The following is a 15,860-nucleotide window of genomic DNA, read 5'->3' as shown; positions in this document are numbered from 1 at the left end:
CCCTGAGCGTTTTCCAGTTTCCCAAGGGCGTGAGCCGCCTTTGGGCCTTTGCCATGATGGGCCTTGCCCGTCCCCGGATGCGTCGGGTTGAGGGGCTGGGCTTCTGGAAACTCTGCGGTTCGGGTACGGGAGAAGGGTTTACCCCCGTGCCCAATACCGGCGTCTACTCGATCCTCGCAACCTGGCCGGATGAGGCCACGGCGCGCACTCAGACCGCCTCGGCCCCCGTCTTTCGGTCCTATCACAACCGCGCCAGCGAAGCCTGGACGGTATTTCTCGAACCGATTTCGGCGCGCGGCCAATGGTCGGGACAGCATCCCTTCACCCCCACCGAAGACGCGGCTCCGCGAGGCCCCATCGCCGCACTGACCCGCGCCACGGTCCGCCCTCTCACGGCGCTTCGGTTCTGGCGGCGGGTCCCGGATATCAGCAGCGTTATCGGCACGGATGGCAATGTCCTGTTCAAGATCGGTATCGGCGAGGTGCCTCTTGTTCAGCAGATCACCTTCTCGATCTGGCCGGACACCGCCAGCATGGCCCGGTTCGCGCGCGCCGACGGCCCGCATGCCCGTGCCATTCGTGCCGTGCGGGATGGCAACTGGTTCAGCGAAGAGCTCTATGCCCGCTTCCGCGTGCTGGGGGATTGTGGCACATGGCAGGGAAACAGCCCGCTGGCCGATACGGAGCAAACCCGATGAACGACGCCTTCCCATTCTCCGCCATCGTCGGCCAGGACGAGATGAAGCGCGCGCTGATCCTGACCGCGATTGACCCGGGTCTTGGCGGCGTGCTGGTCTTCGGAGACCGCGGCACAGGCAAATCCACCGCCGTGCGAGCGCTGGCGGCCTTGCTGCCCCCGATCACCGCCGTCAAAGGCTGCCCGGTGAATGCGCCCAGCCTCGGCGAAAGCCCGGACTGGGCGGGTGTGACCACGGAAAAACTCGTCAAGAGGCCCACACCGGTGGTCGATCTGCCTCTGGGCGTGACCGAGGACCGCGTCACCGGGGCGCTCGACATCGAACGCGCCCTGACCCGAGGCGAAAAGGCTTTTGAACCGGGTCTCCTGGCGCAGGCGAACCGCGGCTATCTCTATATCGACGAGGTCAATCTGTTGGAGGATCACATTGTCGATCTCTTGCTCGATGTGGCCCAATCCGGGGTGAATGCGGTGGAGCGCGACGGGCTGTCGATCCGCCACCCGGCACGCTTTGTGCTGGTGGGATCAGGCAACCCAGAAGAAGGCGAACTGCGCCCGCAACTGCTTGACCGGTTCGGGCTTTCGGTTGAAGTGCGTTCGCCGGACAATATCGACGAGCGGATTGAGGTGATCCGCCGGCGCGACGCTTATGAGACCGACCGCACAGCCTTCATCACCCGTTGGAAGCGCAAGGATGCGAAGGTGCGCAAAGCCATCCTGACGGCCCGCGACGCGCTCCATGCCACCTCGGTGAGCGATGACATCCTGCGCGACTGCGCAGCGCTCAGCCTGGCACTTGGGGCCGATGGGCTGCGCGGAGAACTGACCCTGATGCGCGCTGCCCGGGCGCTTGCCGCCTATGACGGGGCGCGACAGGTCAGCCGCGATCACCTGCGCCGCATCGCGCCCATGGCACTCAGCCACCGCCTGCGCCGCGACCCGCTTGACGAGGCCGGGTCTGCCACGCGGGTGGAACGCACGGTGGCGGACGTTCTGGGATGACAGGCCCCGCGCCTTCCATGGCGCGTGCCGCCCGTATGCTCGCTGCTTTGGCGGTGGATCCCGCCGGGCTCGGCGGTATGGTCCTGCGTGCCCGTGTCGGCCCCGCGCGCGCCGCGTTCGAGGCCGCGCTTGCCCGCCTGCCGGGCCCGCAGCACCGGGTCCCTCCCGGTATCTCCGACACCCAACTTTTCGGCGGGCTCAACATCGCCGCCACGCTTGCCGAAGGGCGCCCGGTGATGGATGCAGGGCTCAGTGCCGTCCCCGCAGCACTTGTGATGCCCATGGCCGAGCGCCTGACGCCCTCCTTGGCGGCGCGGCTCGCTCAACTGCTCGACAGGGGGCTCGGGCATCAGCTCTTTCTGCTGGACGAAGGTGTTGAGCCGGATGACACCCCGCCCGGGGCGCTGACCGATCGGCTCGCCTTCGCGGCCGATCTGGACGGCATCACTGCCGCCGAGGCGCGGCTTCTTCTGCCCGCCCCGGCAGATCTGGATCACGCGCGGGCCGCGCTGCCGGGTATCTCCGTGGGCGAGACCGACATGGCCACTCTCGTCAGCGTCGCCGCCCGTTTCGGCATCGACAGCCTGCGCGCGCCGATCCTCGCGCTCAGAACTGCGCGCGTTCTGGCCGCGCTCGACCGGGACCCGCAGGTGCAGGATGACCATCTGCGCGAAGCAGCCGAACTGGTTTATCCAAGCCGGGCCACGATGCTGCCACAGGAGCCCGAGGAGCAGGCATCTCCCGAGCCGCCCGCGCCTGACCAAGGCGAGACCGACCCGGATGCAAACCTCTTGGAGGCCTTGCCGGATGAGATACTTGTCAGCGCCATCGCGGCTCTGCTTCCCGCCGGTCTGCTGGACGGGATAGCGCGCACAGTGCGGCACCGCGGTGCCAGCGGCGCCGGGGCGGGGGCACGGCGGATCGGCAACCGGCGTGGCCGCCCCCTGCCCGCCCGGCCGGGAAAGCCCGATGGCCGCAACCGGATCGATCCCGTGGCCACCCTGCGCGCCGCAGCCCCATGGCAAAAGATGCGCCGCCTCTCCGACCCGACAGGCCGCCGCATTATCCTGCACCCCTCCGACATTCATATTCGCCGGTTCGAGCTTGCCTCCGACCGCTTACTCGTCTTTGCCGTCGATGCGTCGGGATCCTCGGCCATGGCCCGTCTTGCCGAAGCCAAGGGGGCGGTCGAGCTTTTGCTGGCGCAGGCCTATGCCAAGCGCGATCAGGTGGCGCTCATCGCCTTTCGCGGCACCGGCGCCGAGGTCCTTCTGCCGCCGACACGCTCGCTCGTCCAGGGCAAGCGCCGCCTGTCGGCCCTGCCCGGCGGTGGCGGCACACCGCTCGCCTCGGGCCTGCTCAGCGCGGCAAACCTGATGCTTCAGGCGCGGCGGCGCGGGCTCACCCCCATGCTTGCCCTGCTGACCGACGGGCGCGCCAACGTGGCGCTGGATGGTCAGCCCGGGCGGGCGACAGCCCAGGAGGATGCGATCCAGATGGCCCGCAACCTTGGGGCCGAAGGGCTCGACGCCGTGCTGATCGACATCGCCAACCGCCCCGCGCCGCAAGCTGCCGAACTCGCCGCGGCCCTGAATGCACGCTATCTCGCATTGCCCCGTGCCGACGCCCGCAAGATCAGCGCGGCGGTGGACACGAGCCTGAGCGGGTGAGGCCGTGGATTGGGCCCGCGATCTTCCCACCTGGCCGCATCACGATCTGTCGCGGCGGGTCACGCTGGGGACACATCGCTGGCATGTTCAGGAAACCGGCACCGGTCCCACGCTTCTTCTGCTGCATGGTGCGGGGGCCTCAACCCATAGCTGGCGCGATCTGATCCCGCTGCTGGCCGGGCGCTTTCATCTGGTGGCGCTTGACCTGCCCGGCCAGGGCTTCAGCCAGAGCACGGCGCGCAACCGCTGCGGGCTTCAGGCAATGACCGCCGATATCGAGGCGCTTTGCCGTGATCAGGGGTGGCACCCCTCGGGGATTATCGGACATTCCGCAGGGGCGGCCATTGCCCTGGAGCTGTCAGCCCGTCACGACCCCTCAGGCCGGGCGGCCCCGGAGGTGATCGGAATCAACGCGGCGCTCAGCCGCTTCGAAGGCATTGCCGGCTGGCTCTTTCCTCTTCTGGCGAAGCTCTTGGCGCTCAATCCGCTGACCTCGCTGATGTTCACCGCCGGGCGCAACAGCGCTGCGCGCGCTCGGCGCCTGATCGAAGGAACCGGCTCAACGCTCAGCGAAGACGGTCTGGGCTATTACGCACGGCTCATTGCCGACCGGGCCCATGTGGACGGCGCTCTACAGATGATGGCGCAATGGGAAATCGACGGATTGATCGACCGCCTGCCGCAGATCAAGACACGCACGCTTCTGATCGCGGGCGACCGGGACCGCGCGGTCGCCCCCTCGGTCTCGGAGAATGCCGCACAGCGCCTGCCCCATGCCGATTGCCATGTGATGCACGGCACTGGGCACCTGCTTCATGAAGAACGCCCCGAGGAGGTCGCCGATCTGATCCTCCGCTGGCTTGATCGCGCTGATCACACGCGCCCGTAAATCGTCTCGTTCACCTTTGGATCCCCCACCACACCAGGGGCATCTTCATAGACAAAGACCGCCATGATGCGCGTCGTCTCGCCCTCGACGGGCGAAACACGGTGGACCGAATTGCACCCCCGGAAGATACAGAGCGACCCCACCTCACGCGCGACCGCCACCGTGTCTTGCGGGCGCGCGCCCGTGACGACCTGCGCCACATAATCATAATTCTGATCATCGTCGCTGCGGGTATTGGGCACCATTTCAAACTCGCCGCCCCGATCGGCCGCCTGAAGCATCAGGGTCATCGTGAAGGCGTTGTCGGAATCGAAATGCCAGGCCGACTGATCCCCCGGCTCATAACAGAGCAGGTTGACCGGCTGGCACGGGTCCGCGCTGTCATAGAGTGCCTGCGCGCCCACGACCTCGGTCACCATCTCGCGCACGGGGGCCCAGTGATAAAGCGTCTTGACCGGGCTTTCATCAGAGAACCGGTCATAGGCCAGCATCCGGGTGCTGGACTTGAGCATGATATTGCGCGGGTGATCGGGCGGCAGCGATGCGTCACCCTGGCGGTGCAGATAGCAACTGCGATCGGCACAGTTCGGATGGGCGCGCGGCAACGCCTCCATCGCGTCAGCGACAGCCTGCGCGCGCGCTTCTGGGCGAATGAAGTCGGGCAACGAGACATATTGCTTGTCCGCGAGTTCCGCCCGCAGGCGCTGGATCAGCGCCTTGCGTTCCGGCGCATTCCGATCGGCGATAGGATAGGCGTCAAGGTTGATGATGTCTTCCGGTTGCATACGGCACCTTCGCTGAAAAGCCCACAGGACCCGCGAAGCTTGGCACACTCTCGGCAAACCGGCAAATAAAACACGGCCTATCCCGCAGGGGATCAGGCGCCTGAAGTTCATAAGGAAGATAATGGTGCGGTCGAGAAGACTCGAACTTCCACTCCGGTTAAGGAACAGCGACCTCAACGCTGCGCGTCTACCAATTCCGCCACGACCGCACGTGATCTGGTAACGGAAGCGCGTATAGACGACCCACCCAGGCTTGTGAAGAGGCAATTTGCCCCTCATTGCCCGCTTTTCATTATGCCTCATCAGGGCTATCACCCATGCCCATGGTAGACTGGATTTCCACCCCCGGCCTGACCGGCTATGAAGAGGCGGTTTCCTTCATGGAGGCGCGCGCCAATGCCATCGCTGCGGGCGAGGCCGAGGAGTGTATCTGGCTGCTGGAACACCCGCCGCTCTACACCGCCGGAACCTCTGCCAAACCTGCGGATCTGACCGACCCGGACCGTTTTCCCGTCTATGAGAGCAAACGCGGCGGGCAATATACCTATCACGGCCCCGGTCAGCGGGTGATCTATGTGATGCTCGATGTCGGCGCGCGCGGTCGTGATGTGCGGTGTTTCGTACGTCAGCTTGAACAATGGGTGATCGCCACGCTCGACAGCTTCAATATCCGCGGCGAGATCAGGCCCGGCCGCGTCGGGGTCTGGGTTGTGCGCGATGACAAGCCGCTCACCGCGGCCGGACAGAAACCCGAAGACAAGATCGCGGCAATCGGGATTCGCCTGCGCAAATGGGTGAGCTTTCACGGCATCTCCATCAATGTGGAGCCTGATCTGAGCCATTTCGGCGGAATCGTGCCATGTGGAATCGCCGAGCATGGCGTGACCTCGCTGGTCGATCTTGGCCTGCCTGTCACCATGGATGACCTTGATGTGGCCCTGCGCCGCAGCTTCGACTTGATTTTTGACAAGCACGCCGGGTCACATTTGGCCAACTGCGACAATTAAACTGCGGATTTCCCCTGTTGTTCTTCGCAAACGCTCTAGTATTCTAAGGGCAATCGAAATGCTTTTCATGCAAGGAAAGAGGTTCCAATGAAAACTCTGCTGACAACATCCGCCGCCCTTCTGGCCCTCGCTGTGCCCGCTTTTGCCGCAGGTGACGCCGAGGAAGGCGAAAAGGCGTTCAAGAAGTGCAAGGCCTGCCACATGATCGTCTCCGATGATGGCGAAGAGATCGTTAAGGGCGGCAAGACCGGCCCCAACCTCTATGGTGTGATCGGCCGTGTCGCCGGCTCGCAGGACGGTTTCAAATATGGCGACGGCCTGCAAGAGGCGATGGCGGCGGAGTTCACCTGGACCGAGGAAGAACTCGCTGTCTACGTGGCCGACCCGAAAGCCTGGCTGGGTGACAAAGGCTATGCCGCAAAGTCGAAAATGACCTTCAAACTTAAGAAGGGTGGCGAGGACGTCGCGGCCTACCTGGCGTCTGTCGCGCCCGCAGCCGAGTGACAACGCGCTGAAAAATAATAATATTTTCAAAGTTCGGGCCTCGGCAGACACTGCCGGGGCCCTTTTCTTGGGTGCGACAAATTTATTTGACGCAGATCAAACTCTGACATTGCCCCTCTTGGACAAGCATTCTAAAACCGGAATGGATTCTGGGCGGCCCCTATGGTGGGGTGTTGGCTCGAAAAATACCAGCAGGAGGCAAGATAATGGCAGACGCAGCCATTCACGGCCACGACCATCATGACGAACGCGGGTTCTTCACCCGCTGGTTCATGTCCACCAACCACAAGGATATCGGTATCCTGTATCTTGTGGTGTCGGCGGTTGTCGGTCTGATTTCGGTTCTGTTCACCGTTTACATGCGCATGGAGCTTATGGAGCCCGGCGTTCAATACATGTGTCTGGAAGGCGCGCGGTTCACCGCGGCCGCCGCAGGCGAATGTACCCCGAACGGGCATCTTTGGAATGTCATGATCACTTATCATGGCGTGCTGATGATGTTCTTCGTTGTTATTCCGGCGCTCTTCGGCGGTTTTGGCAACTATTTCATGCCGTTGCAGATCGGCGCGCCCGATATGGCCTTCCCGCGGATGAACAACCTCAGCTTCTGGCTCTATGTGACCGGGACATCGCTGGGGGTGGCCTCGCTCCTGGCTCCGGGCGGCAATGGTCAGCTTGGCTCGGGCGTGGGCTGGGTGCTTTACCCGCCGCTCTCGACGACCGAGGCTGGTATGTCGATGGACCTTGCGATCTTTGCGGTACACGTCTCGGGTGCCTCCTCGATCCTTGGGGCGATCAACATGATCACCACCTTCCTGAACATGCGCGCGCCCGGCATGACGCTGTTCAAAGTGCCGCTGTTCTCGTGGTCGATCTTCGTCACCGCCTGGCTGATCCTGCTCAGCCTGCCGGTTCTTGCGGGGGCCATCACCATGCTGCTGACCGACCGCAACTTCGGGACGACCTTCTTTGATCCCGCAGGCGGCGGCGACCCGGTGCTGTACCAGCATATCCTGTGGTTCTTCGGCCACCCGGAGGTGTATATCATCATCCTACCCGGCTTCGGGATCATCAGCCACGTGATCGCCACCTTCGCGCGCAAGCCGGTCTTCGGCTACCTGCCGATGGTCTGGGCACTGATCGCAATCGGGGCCCTGGGCTTTGTCGTCTGGGCGCACCACATGTACACCGTGGGGATGAGCCTGACGCAGCAGAGCTATTTCATGCTCGCCACCATGGTCATCGCGGTGCCGACGGGCGTGAAAGTGTTCAGCTGGATCGCCACGATGTGGGGCGGCTCGATCGAGTTCAAGACGCCGATGCTCTGGGCGTTCGGCTTCCTGTTCCTGTTCACGGTGGGCGGTGTGACCGGTATCGTGCTCAGCCAGGCAGGCATCGACCGTGCCTATCATGACACCTACTATGTCGTTGCTCACTTCCACTACGTGATGAGCCTTGGCGCCGTCTTCGCCATCTTTGCAGGGATCTATTTCTACCTGCCCAAGATGTCGGGCCGGATGTATCCGGAATGGGCTGGCAAGCTGCACTTCTGGGCCATGTTCATCGGTGCCAACCTCACCTTCTTCCCGCAGCACTTCCTGGGCCGTCAGGGTATGCCGCGCCGCTATATCGACTATCCCGAGGCCTTCGCGCCCTGGAACTGGTGGTCGTCGGTGGGTGCGTTCATCTCCTTCGCCAGCTTCGTGTTCTTCTTCGGGGTGATCCTTTACACGCTCTATCGCGGTGCGAAGGTCACGGAAAACAACCCGTGGAACGAATATGCCGACACGCTGGAATGGACCCTGCCCAGCCCGCCGCCCGAACATACGTTCGAGCAGCTTCCGAAGCAGGAAGACTGGGACAAGCAACACGCCCACTAAGCGGCCTGTTCAGACACCAGAAAGCCCCGGAGCGATCCGGGGCTTTTTTTATGGCACTGCAGCTTTGCCCACAAACCTGCCCAAGGATTAATCGGCCACGCACTGTTTGCGCTGCGACGCAGCATAAATGCGCCACCCCGATGCCGCGCCGCGGAAATGTATTGAAACACAACACGCGCACCTGTCTGATCGTCATGCGAACAGACAAAAGGACCAGTCATGACGCGCCATTGCGAAGACCTGGATCCGATCATCCGACGCCTCTGGGGGCCGGATCTCGAAGCGATCCAGGCACATTTTCTGCGTCTCGACCCGGATACGCGGCAAGCCCGGTTCGCAGGACACCTGAACGACGCTGCGGTTGCCCGGTACGCCCAGAATATCCTGCGACTGGACAGCTTGGTCTATGGGGCGTTTGTCGGCGGCAGGCTGCGCGCCGTCGCCGAACTGCGCGGCCTGTTCAATGGCTGGCCCGCAACGGCCGAAGCTGCGTTCTCAGTCGAAAGCAACTGGCAGAACCGGGGCATCGGTGAAGCGCTGTTCGATCATATTCTTGCGGTAGCCCAAAACCGGGGGGTCAGAACCCTCTACATGATCTGCCTGCGTGAGAACGAACGGATGACGCACCTGGCCAGAAAACACGACGCCCAGCTGCATCATGAGCCCGGCGCCATCGAAGCCACCCTTGCCCCGCATTGGCCAACCCCGATGTCGCTCTTTGATGAAGCGTTCAGGGAATCGCGCGGCTTCGCCTGCGCCATCCTGCAATGGCCCGATGGCAGAAGCTGAATGGCGTCAGCGTATCAAACCGCGCAATTCTTGCAAAACGGCGTGTCCGGAAGAAGATCGAGCCTCTCCTCCGAGATATCCTCACCACATTTCTGACACTCGCCATAGGTGCCTGCCTCGATCCGTTCCAGAGCGGCATCGATCCGGCGCAATTCCGCCATTTCCACATGCCCCAGAGATTCGAGCACCTCATCGCCTTGCCGTTCAGACGCCCTGTCTTCCCAGTCTTTCGGGGGCGCTTCGTCCAGGCTATGTTCCACATCGCTCAGATGCGCCGTCAGTTCCGCGCGGCGGGCCTCCAGTGACTGTTTCTTGGCGGTGATGTCCATGACGCTCGTCCTCCTCTTGCGACTGTCGAGAGTAGTCTTTTGGCACTTACGCGCCTTGACCTGCATCAAGGTTCGAGAATCTGCGATCGGCGGTCAATAGCCGCCGGGTTTGTAGCCGAAGAAGACCTTGGTCACCTCTTCCAGCACCTCCCAGGTGACCCGCGCGCCATCGGTCAGCCGTGCGCTGTCCCCCGGGCGCAAATCGAGCACCGTGCCGCTGGCGTGATCGGTGATGCGGCAATGTCCCTCCAGCACCGTCATCAGTTCATCCCCCTGTTCGGTGCATTCGAACACCCCGGCCGTACAGCGCCAGATCCCCATCCGGGTGACCTGCCCCGCCCCACCGGTCTCAAGCCTGCCTGACGCGCGCGGCGCGCCCTCGATGATCCGATAGGCGCTTTCCGGCGCCTCGAACGGCCAGTCCTCCAGCGCGCCCACATCGTCGCCCGGTTTATAGCTCTTCATCCCTGACCCTCCTCCACGACAAGCTGTGCGAATTGTGCCCGCACCACCTCGCGGATCATAGCCCCGATCCGCACGATCAACGCCCCATGCGCCGAGCGTTTGCGCCAGGCAAGCCCGATCGAGCGGGTAAACCCATCCTTGCGAAAGGCATGAATCACCACGTCCCCCTTTCCACGCGCCACTTCCGAGCGGACATAGAGCGCAGGAAGAAAGCTGACGCCCATATTGAGCGCCGTCATCTGCCGCAAGGCGTCGAGGCTGGTGCCCTCGTAGTCCTGCCGCAAATGCGCGCCCAGCTCCGCGCAAAGCTGCACGGTCTGGCTGTGCAGCAGATAGGCATCCGACAGCGACAGGATGTCCTGCCCTTTCAGGTCCGCCTCGCGAATGTGCTCGCGGTCTGCCAGCGGATGATCCGCCGCCACGGCCAGTTTCAGTGGCTCGCGAAAGAGCCGCTCCACCTCCACATCGCCCGATTGCACCGGCAGTTGCGTCAGGATCAGATCATGCCGCCCTTCGACCAGTTCTTCCTGTAACTGCCGCGGGGCCGCGTCCCGGATCACCAGTTTGAGACCGGGATAGGACAGCTTCAGCCGCCGCACCACATAGGGCAGAAGATAAGGCCCGAGCGTTGGGGTGGAGCCCAGTCGGATGGTCCCGCCCTCGCCCTTGCGCATTTCGCCGGACATCGCTTCGAGCGCCGCAACGTCATCCAGGATCGCCTGGGCGCGCAGCCGCACCTCGCGCCCCGCAGGTGTGAGCACCGCGCCACGACGCCCCCGCTCCACCAATTCCAGCCCCAGCGCCCCTTCGAGCGCGACAATCTGCTGTGACAATGACGGCTGGCTTACCCCGGCCCGTTCCGCCGCACGTCGGTAGTGATGGGTTTCGGCCAGCGCCATAAAGTAACGCAGCTGCTTCAGGGTCAGTTCATCAGCCATCGGCCTCTCCTCTGCTCTCTTAGAGTTATATAGCTTTTTCCGATGAAACTTTCAGGCTCAATAGGATTTATTTTAGACCACCCCCCTGCCATATTTCGATCATGGAAACGCGAAGCAAGGAGATGCCGATGCAAGCCAGGACCATTTCCCCCGACCGCCTGATCGCCCGGATCAAGACCCTGAGCCGTCGCCGCCGCGACCTCACGGCACAGGTCGAAGAGGAACAGATGCGCCCCTGGCCCGATACGCAACGCATCCGCACCCTAAAACAAGAGCGACTGGGCCTGAAGGACGCCATCCATGTCACCCGCACCATGCTGCAACGCCAGGGCGTCCAACCGCCCTATAGCAGCTGAAGGGGGCATACATGTTTCAGGTCTATACCGCCCTCATGTCAGCCAAACTGTTTCACAGTTCCGATCTCGACGGGCTGAAAGAAGCGCTGACAGACAGCAAACCGGAGGTTCCCCAGCACGATAGAAAGTGACGGCAGCAAAGCCTCCGGCCTAAGGGTCAGGTAGGGTCCTCCATCGCACCATCATGTCCCTCGTGCGATCGGGCCTTGCCTGACCCCATTTTTTTACGGCCACACCGGCAGTGTGCCGCAAGGCGCGTCTTGCGGGTCGTATTCCCCCTTTCACCCGCCCAAGCCCTCATGATAAGTCCGGCGCGACCAGGACCTGACCGGAGGGCGCACCATGCCCCACGAAATCCGCCTCGCTTTCGAGCATCCCTCGGCCCGCGCCGACGCCACGGCGCCCGACGGCCCACTCGACCGCATCTCACTGCGCGATCATATCGTCGAGGTGGAGATCGGCGCCTTTCAGGCTGAGCGCGGCACAACCCAGCGTATTTGCTTCAATGTCGTGGTCGAGGTCCGCCCGCTGACTGATGCGATCGACGACGATGTGGACCGTATCCTGTCCTATGATCGTGTGACCGAGGCGATTGCCGCTGAACTGGCCGCTGAACGGCTGAATCTGCTTGAAACCCTGGCCGAGCGCATTGCCGAGCGCATCCTTCTGGAACCGCAGGCCATGCGCACCTTTATCCGCATCGAAAAGCTGGATCGCGGGCCGGGCGCGCTTGGCGTGGAGATTGTCCGCTCTGTCGACGATCTCAAGACCAAGCCGGTCTCGCCCCATGCGGATATCACGCCCCATCCGCATATCGTGTATCTCACCAATGCCGCCATCCGCTCGCCCAACCTCAACCGCTGGCTCGACCAATTGGAAGCGCGTGCCGAGCCTGTGATCCTCTGTGTCGGCCTGCCAGATGTGGAAGGTCCGAAAACCGGCCACAGGATGACTCAGCGCCGGGTGGATCTTCTGGCGCTGGAACAAAACGCCTGGGTGCTCGCCGGGCGTGACGATCGCTGCGTGGTGGTCGAAACCCGCACCGAACTGGACTGGTCGATGAAAAATGGCCAGATCAGCGTCTGGGCCCCGTCCAAGATCGTGCTCGACGCGGTGGATGGGCCAACGGTCGGCCCGGACGATCCGGTGGCCCTCGCCGCCTGGTTCGCCGGGCATATCGAGGCCTCCGACCTGCTATTGATCGGAGAAGCCCCGCCCAAGGCCTCGCCCGTGCCCGTGCTGATTCAGGACATCGCGCAATCGGGCCTATGAGTTTGACAACGCACGCCCCCGCCCCGGGCCTGATCCGGGGCCGCCTGCCCCTTGTCACCCCCCTGAACGGCAAGGCTCATCGCCGATCCCCGGAGGCAAGCCGCGAATGACCTATTACCGCCCGATTCCAAATACCGATGCCGCCCGCCCCGCAGGGGCCCATACCCTTGCCGGGGGATGGTGCTGGTTCGACCGGGTCGAAGAGCTGCACCGTGACGCCCCCGCGCGGCTGATCCCCGCGGAAGAGGTGCCGGAGGAGGCGCTGCTCCGCCTCACCGCCCCGCGGCCTGCCATTTGCGGGATCGCGTTCGATGCCCCTTCTCTCATAGGTATTCTCAATGTCACCCCTGACAGCTTTTCCGACGGTGGGGAGCATTTCGACCCCGGGATCGCCCTCGCCCGCGCGCGCGCCATGCAGAAGGCCGGCGCGCAGATCGTCGATATCGGAGGCGAGTCCACCCGGCCAGGCGCGGCAGAAGTGGCCATCGCCGAAGAAATCCGCCGCACGGCGCCGGTGATCCGCGCCCTGCGTGCCGAGACCGACCTGCCCATTTCCATCGACACGCGCAAAGCCGCGGTCGCCCGCGACGCGCATGAAGCGGGGGCGACCCTGATCAACGATGTGGCCGGTTTCACCTTCGACCCCGCGCTGGCCCCGTTTGCCGCCAAATCGCGCCTGCCCGTCTGCATCATGCATGCCCAGGGCACACCGGAAATCATGCAGAACGATCCGCGCTACGACAATGTGGCGCTCGACATCTATGACTATCTTGAAGGGCGGGTAAGCGCACTTGAAGCACTCGGCATCCCGCGCAGCCAGATGATCATCGACCCCGGCATCGGCTTCGGAAAAACCCTTGAGCATAACCTGACGCTCCTGCGCAGTCTTTCGCTCTTTCACGGTATCGGCTGCCCCATCCTGCTTGGGGCCTCGCGCAAACGCTTCATCGGGACGCTGAGCGGTGTGGAAGAGGCCGGAGCGCGGGTGCATGGCTCTGTCGCCGTGGCGCTTGCGGGCGTGGCGCAAGGGGTGCAGATGTTGCGCGTGCATGACGTGACCGAGACGGCACAGGCCCTGGCGCTCTGGCGGGCCGCCACGGGACCATAAGAAAATTCGTACGAATTTTCTTCAGCGCCCGGAGAACAACTTTCGGAGCCGTCCCAACTGGCTCAGCGCCACCCCGCTCAGGATCAAGGCCAGCCCCAGGAGCAGACTGGGCGGCAGCGGCTCCAGCAGGAAGACCGAACCGAAGAACACCGACCAGAGCGGCACCTGATAATTCACCAGGCTGAAAAACACCGGCCCCGCCTCACGGTTGACAATCACCAGCACCACCTGTGCCACGCCCGTGGGCAAAACACCAAGATAGAGCAGCGCCAAAAGGGTCGTATGGTCAATACTTTCCGGCCAGCCCTCCACCGCCAGTGCCACCGGCACCAGAACAATGCTCGCGAGCGACAGCACCGCCGCGGACAGCGCGATCCGGTCCACCTCCGGACAGAGCCGCGTGCAGATCGAGCCCACCGAATAGCAGGCCGCCGCCGCCACACAGGCAAGCTTGGCCAGGAGTTCCAGATCCGCGCCGGTCGAGGCGAAAGCCGCAGGCCCGATCAACACAATCACCCCCAGCGTCCCCATCACAAAACCAGTGAGCCGCCGCAGGCTCATCCTCTCGCCCGGCACAAACACATGCGCCAGCGGCAGGATCAGCAGCGGCACGACCGCCATGCAGACGCCTGCAAAGCCCGAGGCCACCACCTGCTGCCCCCAGCCCAGCAGAAAGAACGGGATCGCATTGGAAAAGAGCGCCATCGCCAGCGCAAAGGCCCAGATGGTCGGCCCATTCTCCCCGCGCCAGGACGGCAGCCGCCGCCCCATCAGCGCCAGCACAATCAGAAGCGCCAAAGCGCCCAAGCTGATCCGGGAGGCCGCCATCACCAGCGGCCCCACCCCGCGCAGCGCCACCGACATGAACATGAAGGACGCGCCCCAGACCATCGCCAGCCCCGCCAGCAATATCCAGTGCTTTGCCGTGACCTGATGCATGACAGACCTTTCAAAGGAAAAGGGACATCCATGCCCGGATGCCCCTCTCCATGGATAAAGATGTCGGGTGGGTTTTCAACCCACCTTCGTGATCAGTTCTTCTCCTGATCCACCAGTTTGCCAGCCGAAATCCAGGGCATCATCGCCCGCAGTTTGGCGCCGACTTCCTCGATCTGGTGGGCGTCATTCATCCGGCGCGTCCCTTTGAAGAAGGGCTGGCCCACGGCGTTTTCCTGCATGAAGTCACGCACGAACTTACCGGTCTGGATGTCGGTCAGAATCGCCTTCATCTCTTTCTTGGTCTGCTCATAAGGCAGAACCCGCGGACCCGAGACATACTCGCCATATTCCGCCGTGTTGGAGATCGAGTAGTTCATGTTGGCGATACCGCCTTCATAGATCAGATCGACGATCAGCTTCACCTCGTGCAGACACTCGAAATAGGCCATCTCGGGCGCATACCCGGCCTCGACCAGCGTTTCGAAGCCCATGCGGATCAGCTCGACCAGACCACCGCAGAGCACGGCCTGCTCGCCAAAGAGGTCGGTTTCGCACTCTTCGCGGAAATTTGTCTCGATGATGCCCGAACGCCCGCCGCCGATGGCCGAGCAATAGCTGAGCCCGATCTCCAGCGCGCGGCCCGACGCGTCATTGTCCACCGCCACAAGGCAGGGCACACCGCCGCCCTTGACATATTCACCACGCACGGTGTGGCCGGGGCCTTTCGGGGCCATCATGATCACGTCAACGCCGGGCTTCGGCTCGATCAGGCCAAAATGCACGTTCAGACCGTGAGCAAAGGCAATTGCGGCACCGTCTTTCAGGTTGTCGTGGACGTATTTCTTGTAGGTCTCGGCCTGGAGTTCATCGGGCATGGTGAACATGATCAGGTCGCACCAGGCCGCCGCCTCTGCGATACCCATGACCTTCAGCCCTTCGCCTTCGGCCTTCTTGGCGCTGGCCGAACCTTCGCGCAGGGCAACGACGACGTTCTTGGCGCCGCTGTCGCGCAGGTTCAGCGCATGGGCGTGGCCCTGGCTGCCATAGCCCAGAATGGCCACGTTCATGTCCTTGATCAGGTTGATATCGCAATCGCGATCGTAATAGACGCGCATGAGTCTCTCCTCCAATGGGGTGTGTGGCGCGGACCATATTGGTGAAACCCAGGAATGTAGCCATTACTTTTCCTTTTAATCCTATTTCTTTTTCAGTATTCATTCTCAAATTGTT

17 protein-coding genes and 1 tRNA gene are annotated in these 15,860 nt (G+C 63.1%); 11 read left to right on the top strand and 7 right to left on the bottom strand.

The features are described from left to right. Nucleotides 1–29 precede the first annotated feature (29 nt). The 4 genes from crtA to bchO are packed head-to-tail and all read left to right on the top strand — an operon-like array spanning nt 30 to nt 4,258. A complete protein-coding gene (gene crtA, locus EI983_RS05430) occupies nt 30–698 on the top strand; it encodes a spheroidene monooxygenase (RefSeq protein WP_246162301.1) in 669 nt (222 codons plus the stop codon). Continuing rightward, nucleotides 695–1,699 (top strand): magnesium chelatase ATPase subunit I, encoded by a 1,005-nt coding sequence (gene bchI, locus EI983_RS05425; protein ID WP_157706377.1) that lies wholly within the window; start codon nt 695–697, stop codon nt 1,697–1,699. Before crtA ends, bchI begins: the two co-directional genes overlap by 4 nt. Next, on the top strand, nt 1,696–3,369 hold the full coding sequence (locus EI983_RS05420) for a magnesium chelatase subunit D (protein WP_157706376.1): 1,674 nt from the start codon (nt 1,696–1,698) through the stop codon (nt 3,367–3,369). The genes bchI and EI983_RS05420 overlap by 4 nt, the downstream gene beginning before the upstream one ends. A 4-nt stretch (nt 3,370–3,373) precedes the next feature. Next, complete coding sequence (gene bchO / locus EI983_RS05415) at nt 3,374–4,258, top strand: alpha/beta fold hydrolase BchO (RefSeq protein WP_157706375.1); 885 nt, start codon at nt 3,374–3,376, stop codon at nt 4,256–4,258. On the opposite strand, the gene EI983_RS05410 is transcribed toward bchO, so the two are convergent. Together EI983_RS05410 and EI983_RS05405 are read right to left on the bottom strand one after the other, a co-directional pair. After that, nucleotides 4,243–5,043, bottom strand: a complete 801-nt coding sequence (locus EI983_RS05410; protein WP_157706374.1) for a HalD/BesD family halogenase — start codon at nt 5,041–5,043, stop codon at nt 4,243–4,245. The two genes, bchO and EI983_RS05410, sit on opposite strands and share 16 nt — an antisense overlap. Before the next feature lie 122 nt (nt 5,044–5,165). Further along, nucleotides 5,166–5,252, bottom strand: a tRNA-Leu gene (locus tag EI983_RS05405). A gap of 114 nt (nt 5,253–5,366) precedes the next feature. Here EI983_RS05405 and lipB point away from each other — a divergent pair. The 4 genes from lipB (at nt 5,367) to EI983_RS05385 (ending at nt 9,223) form a co-directional block, all read left to right on the top strand. Next, the gene (gene lipB / locus EI983_RS05400) at nt 5,367–6,050 is read left to right on the top strand and encodes a lipoyl(octanoyl) transferase LipB (RefSeq protein WP_157708987.1); all 684 of its coding nucleotides are present in this window, start codon (nt 5,367–5,369) and stop codon (nt 6,048–6,050) included. An 87-nt stretch (nt 6,051–6,137) separates the two neighbouring features. Then, entirely contained in the window at nt 6,138–6,554 is a 417-nt protein-coding gene (locus EI983_RS05395; protein WP_157706373.1) for a c-type cytochrome, read from the top strand. A gap of 206 nt (nt 6,555–6,760) precedes the next feature. Beyond that, entirely contained in the window at nt 6,761–8,434 is a 1,674-nt protein-coding gene (ctaD, locus tag EI983_RS05390; protein WP_157706372.1) for a cytochrome c oxidase subunit I, read from the top strand. A gap of 219 nt (nt 8,435–8,653) precedes the next feature. Next, nucleotides 8,654–9,223, top strand: a complete 570-nt coding sequence (locus tag EI983_RS05385; protein WP_157706371.1) for a GNAT family N-acetyltransferase — start codon at nt 8,654–8,656, stop codon at nt 9,221–9,223. A 14-nt stretch (nt 9,224–9,237) separates the two neighbouring features. On the opposite strand, the gene EI983_RS05380 is transcribed toward EI983_RS05385, so the two are convergent. The 3 genes from EI983_RS05380 to EI983_RS05370 all read right to left on the bottom strand — a co-directional run bounded on the left by EI983_RS05380 (nt 9,238) and on the right by EI983_RS05370 (nt 10,955). Further along, a complete protein-coding gene (locus tag EI983_RS05380; RefSeq protein ID WP_157706370.1) occupies nt 9,238–9,552 on the bottom strand; it encodes a TraR/DksA family transcriptional regulator in 315 nt (104 codons plus the stop codon). Nucleotides 9,553–9,645: 93 nt separating this feature from the next. After that, a complete protein-coding gene (locus EI983_RS05375) occupies nt 9,646–10,017 on the bottom strand; it encodes a cupin domain-containing protein (protein ID WP_157706369.1) in 372 nt (123 codons plus the stop codon). Next, nucleotides 10,014–10,955 (bottom strand): hydrogen peroxide-inducible genes activator, encoded by a 942-nt coding sequence (locus EI983_RS05370; protein ID WP_157706368.1) that lies wholly within the window; start codon nt 10,953–10,955, stop codon nt 10,014–10,016. The genes EI983_RS05375 and EI983_RS05370 overlap by 4 nt, the downstream gene beginning before the upstream one ends. Nucleotides 10,956–11,083: 128 nt before the next feature. Here EI983_RS05370 and EI983_RS05365 point away from each other — a divergent pair, with 128 nt between their 5' ends. From EI983_RS05365 to folP, 3 genes are all read left to right on the top strand, one after another. Beyond that, entirely contained in the window at nt 11,084–11,311 is a 228-nt protein-coding gene (locus EI983_RS05365; RefSeq protein ID WP_157706367.1) for an HP1242/YdcH family protein, read from the top strand. 342 nt (nt 11,312–11,653) lie between these two features. Beyond that, entirely contained in the window at nt 11,654–12,583 is a 930-nt protein-coding gene (locus EI983_RS05360; protein WP_157706366.1) for a dihydroneopterin aldolase, read from the top strand. 106 nt (nt 12,584–12,689) lie between these two features. Then, complete coding sequence (gene folP, locus EI983_RS05355; RefSeq protein ID WP_157706365.1) at nt 12,690–13,691, top strand: dihydropteroate synthase; 1,002 nt, start codon at nt 12,690–12,692, stop codon at nt 13,689–13,691. A gap of 21 nt (nt 13,692–13,712) precedes the next feature. Here folP and EI983_RS05350 read toward each other — a convergent pair whose 3' ends face one another. Beyond that, nucleotides 13,713–14,630, bottom strand: coding sequence for a DMT family transporter (locus tag EI983_RS05350; RefSeq protein WP_157706364.1), 918 nt, complete (start codon nt 14,628–14,630; stop codon nt 13,713–13,715). A 92-nt stretch (nt 14,631–14,722) separates the two neighbouring features. Beyond that, entirely contained in the window at nt 14,723–15,745 is a 1,023-nt protein-coding gene (gene ilvC / locus EI983_RS05345; protein ID WP_157706363.1) for a ketol-acid reductoisomerase, read from the bottom strand. Nucleotides 15,746–15,860: the final 115 nt, after the last annotated feature.

Source organism: Roseovarius faecimaris (assembly GCF_009762325.1).
In the GTDB taxonomy this organism is placed as follows: Bacteria; Pseudomonadota; Alphaproteobacteria; order Rhodobacterales; family Rhodobacteraceae; genus Roseovarius; species Roseovarius faecimaris.
This window is presented reverse-complemented; position numbering and strand designations above follow the sequence as displayed.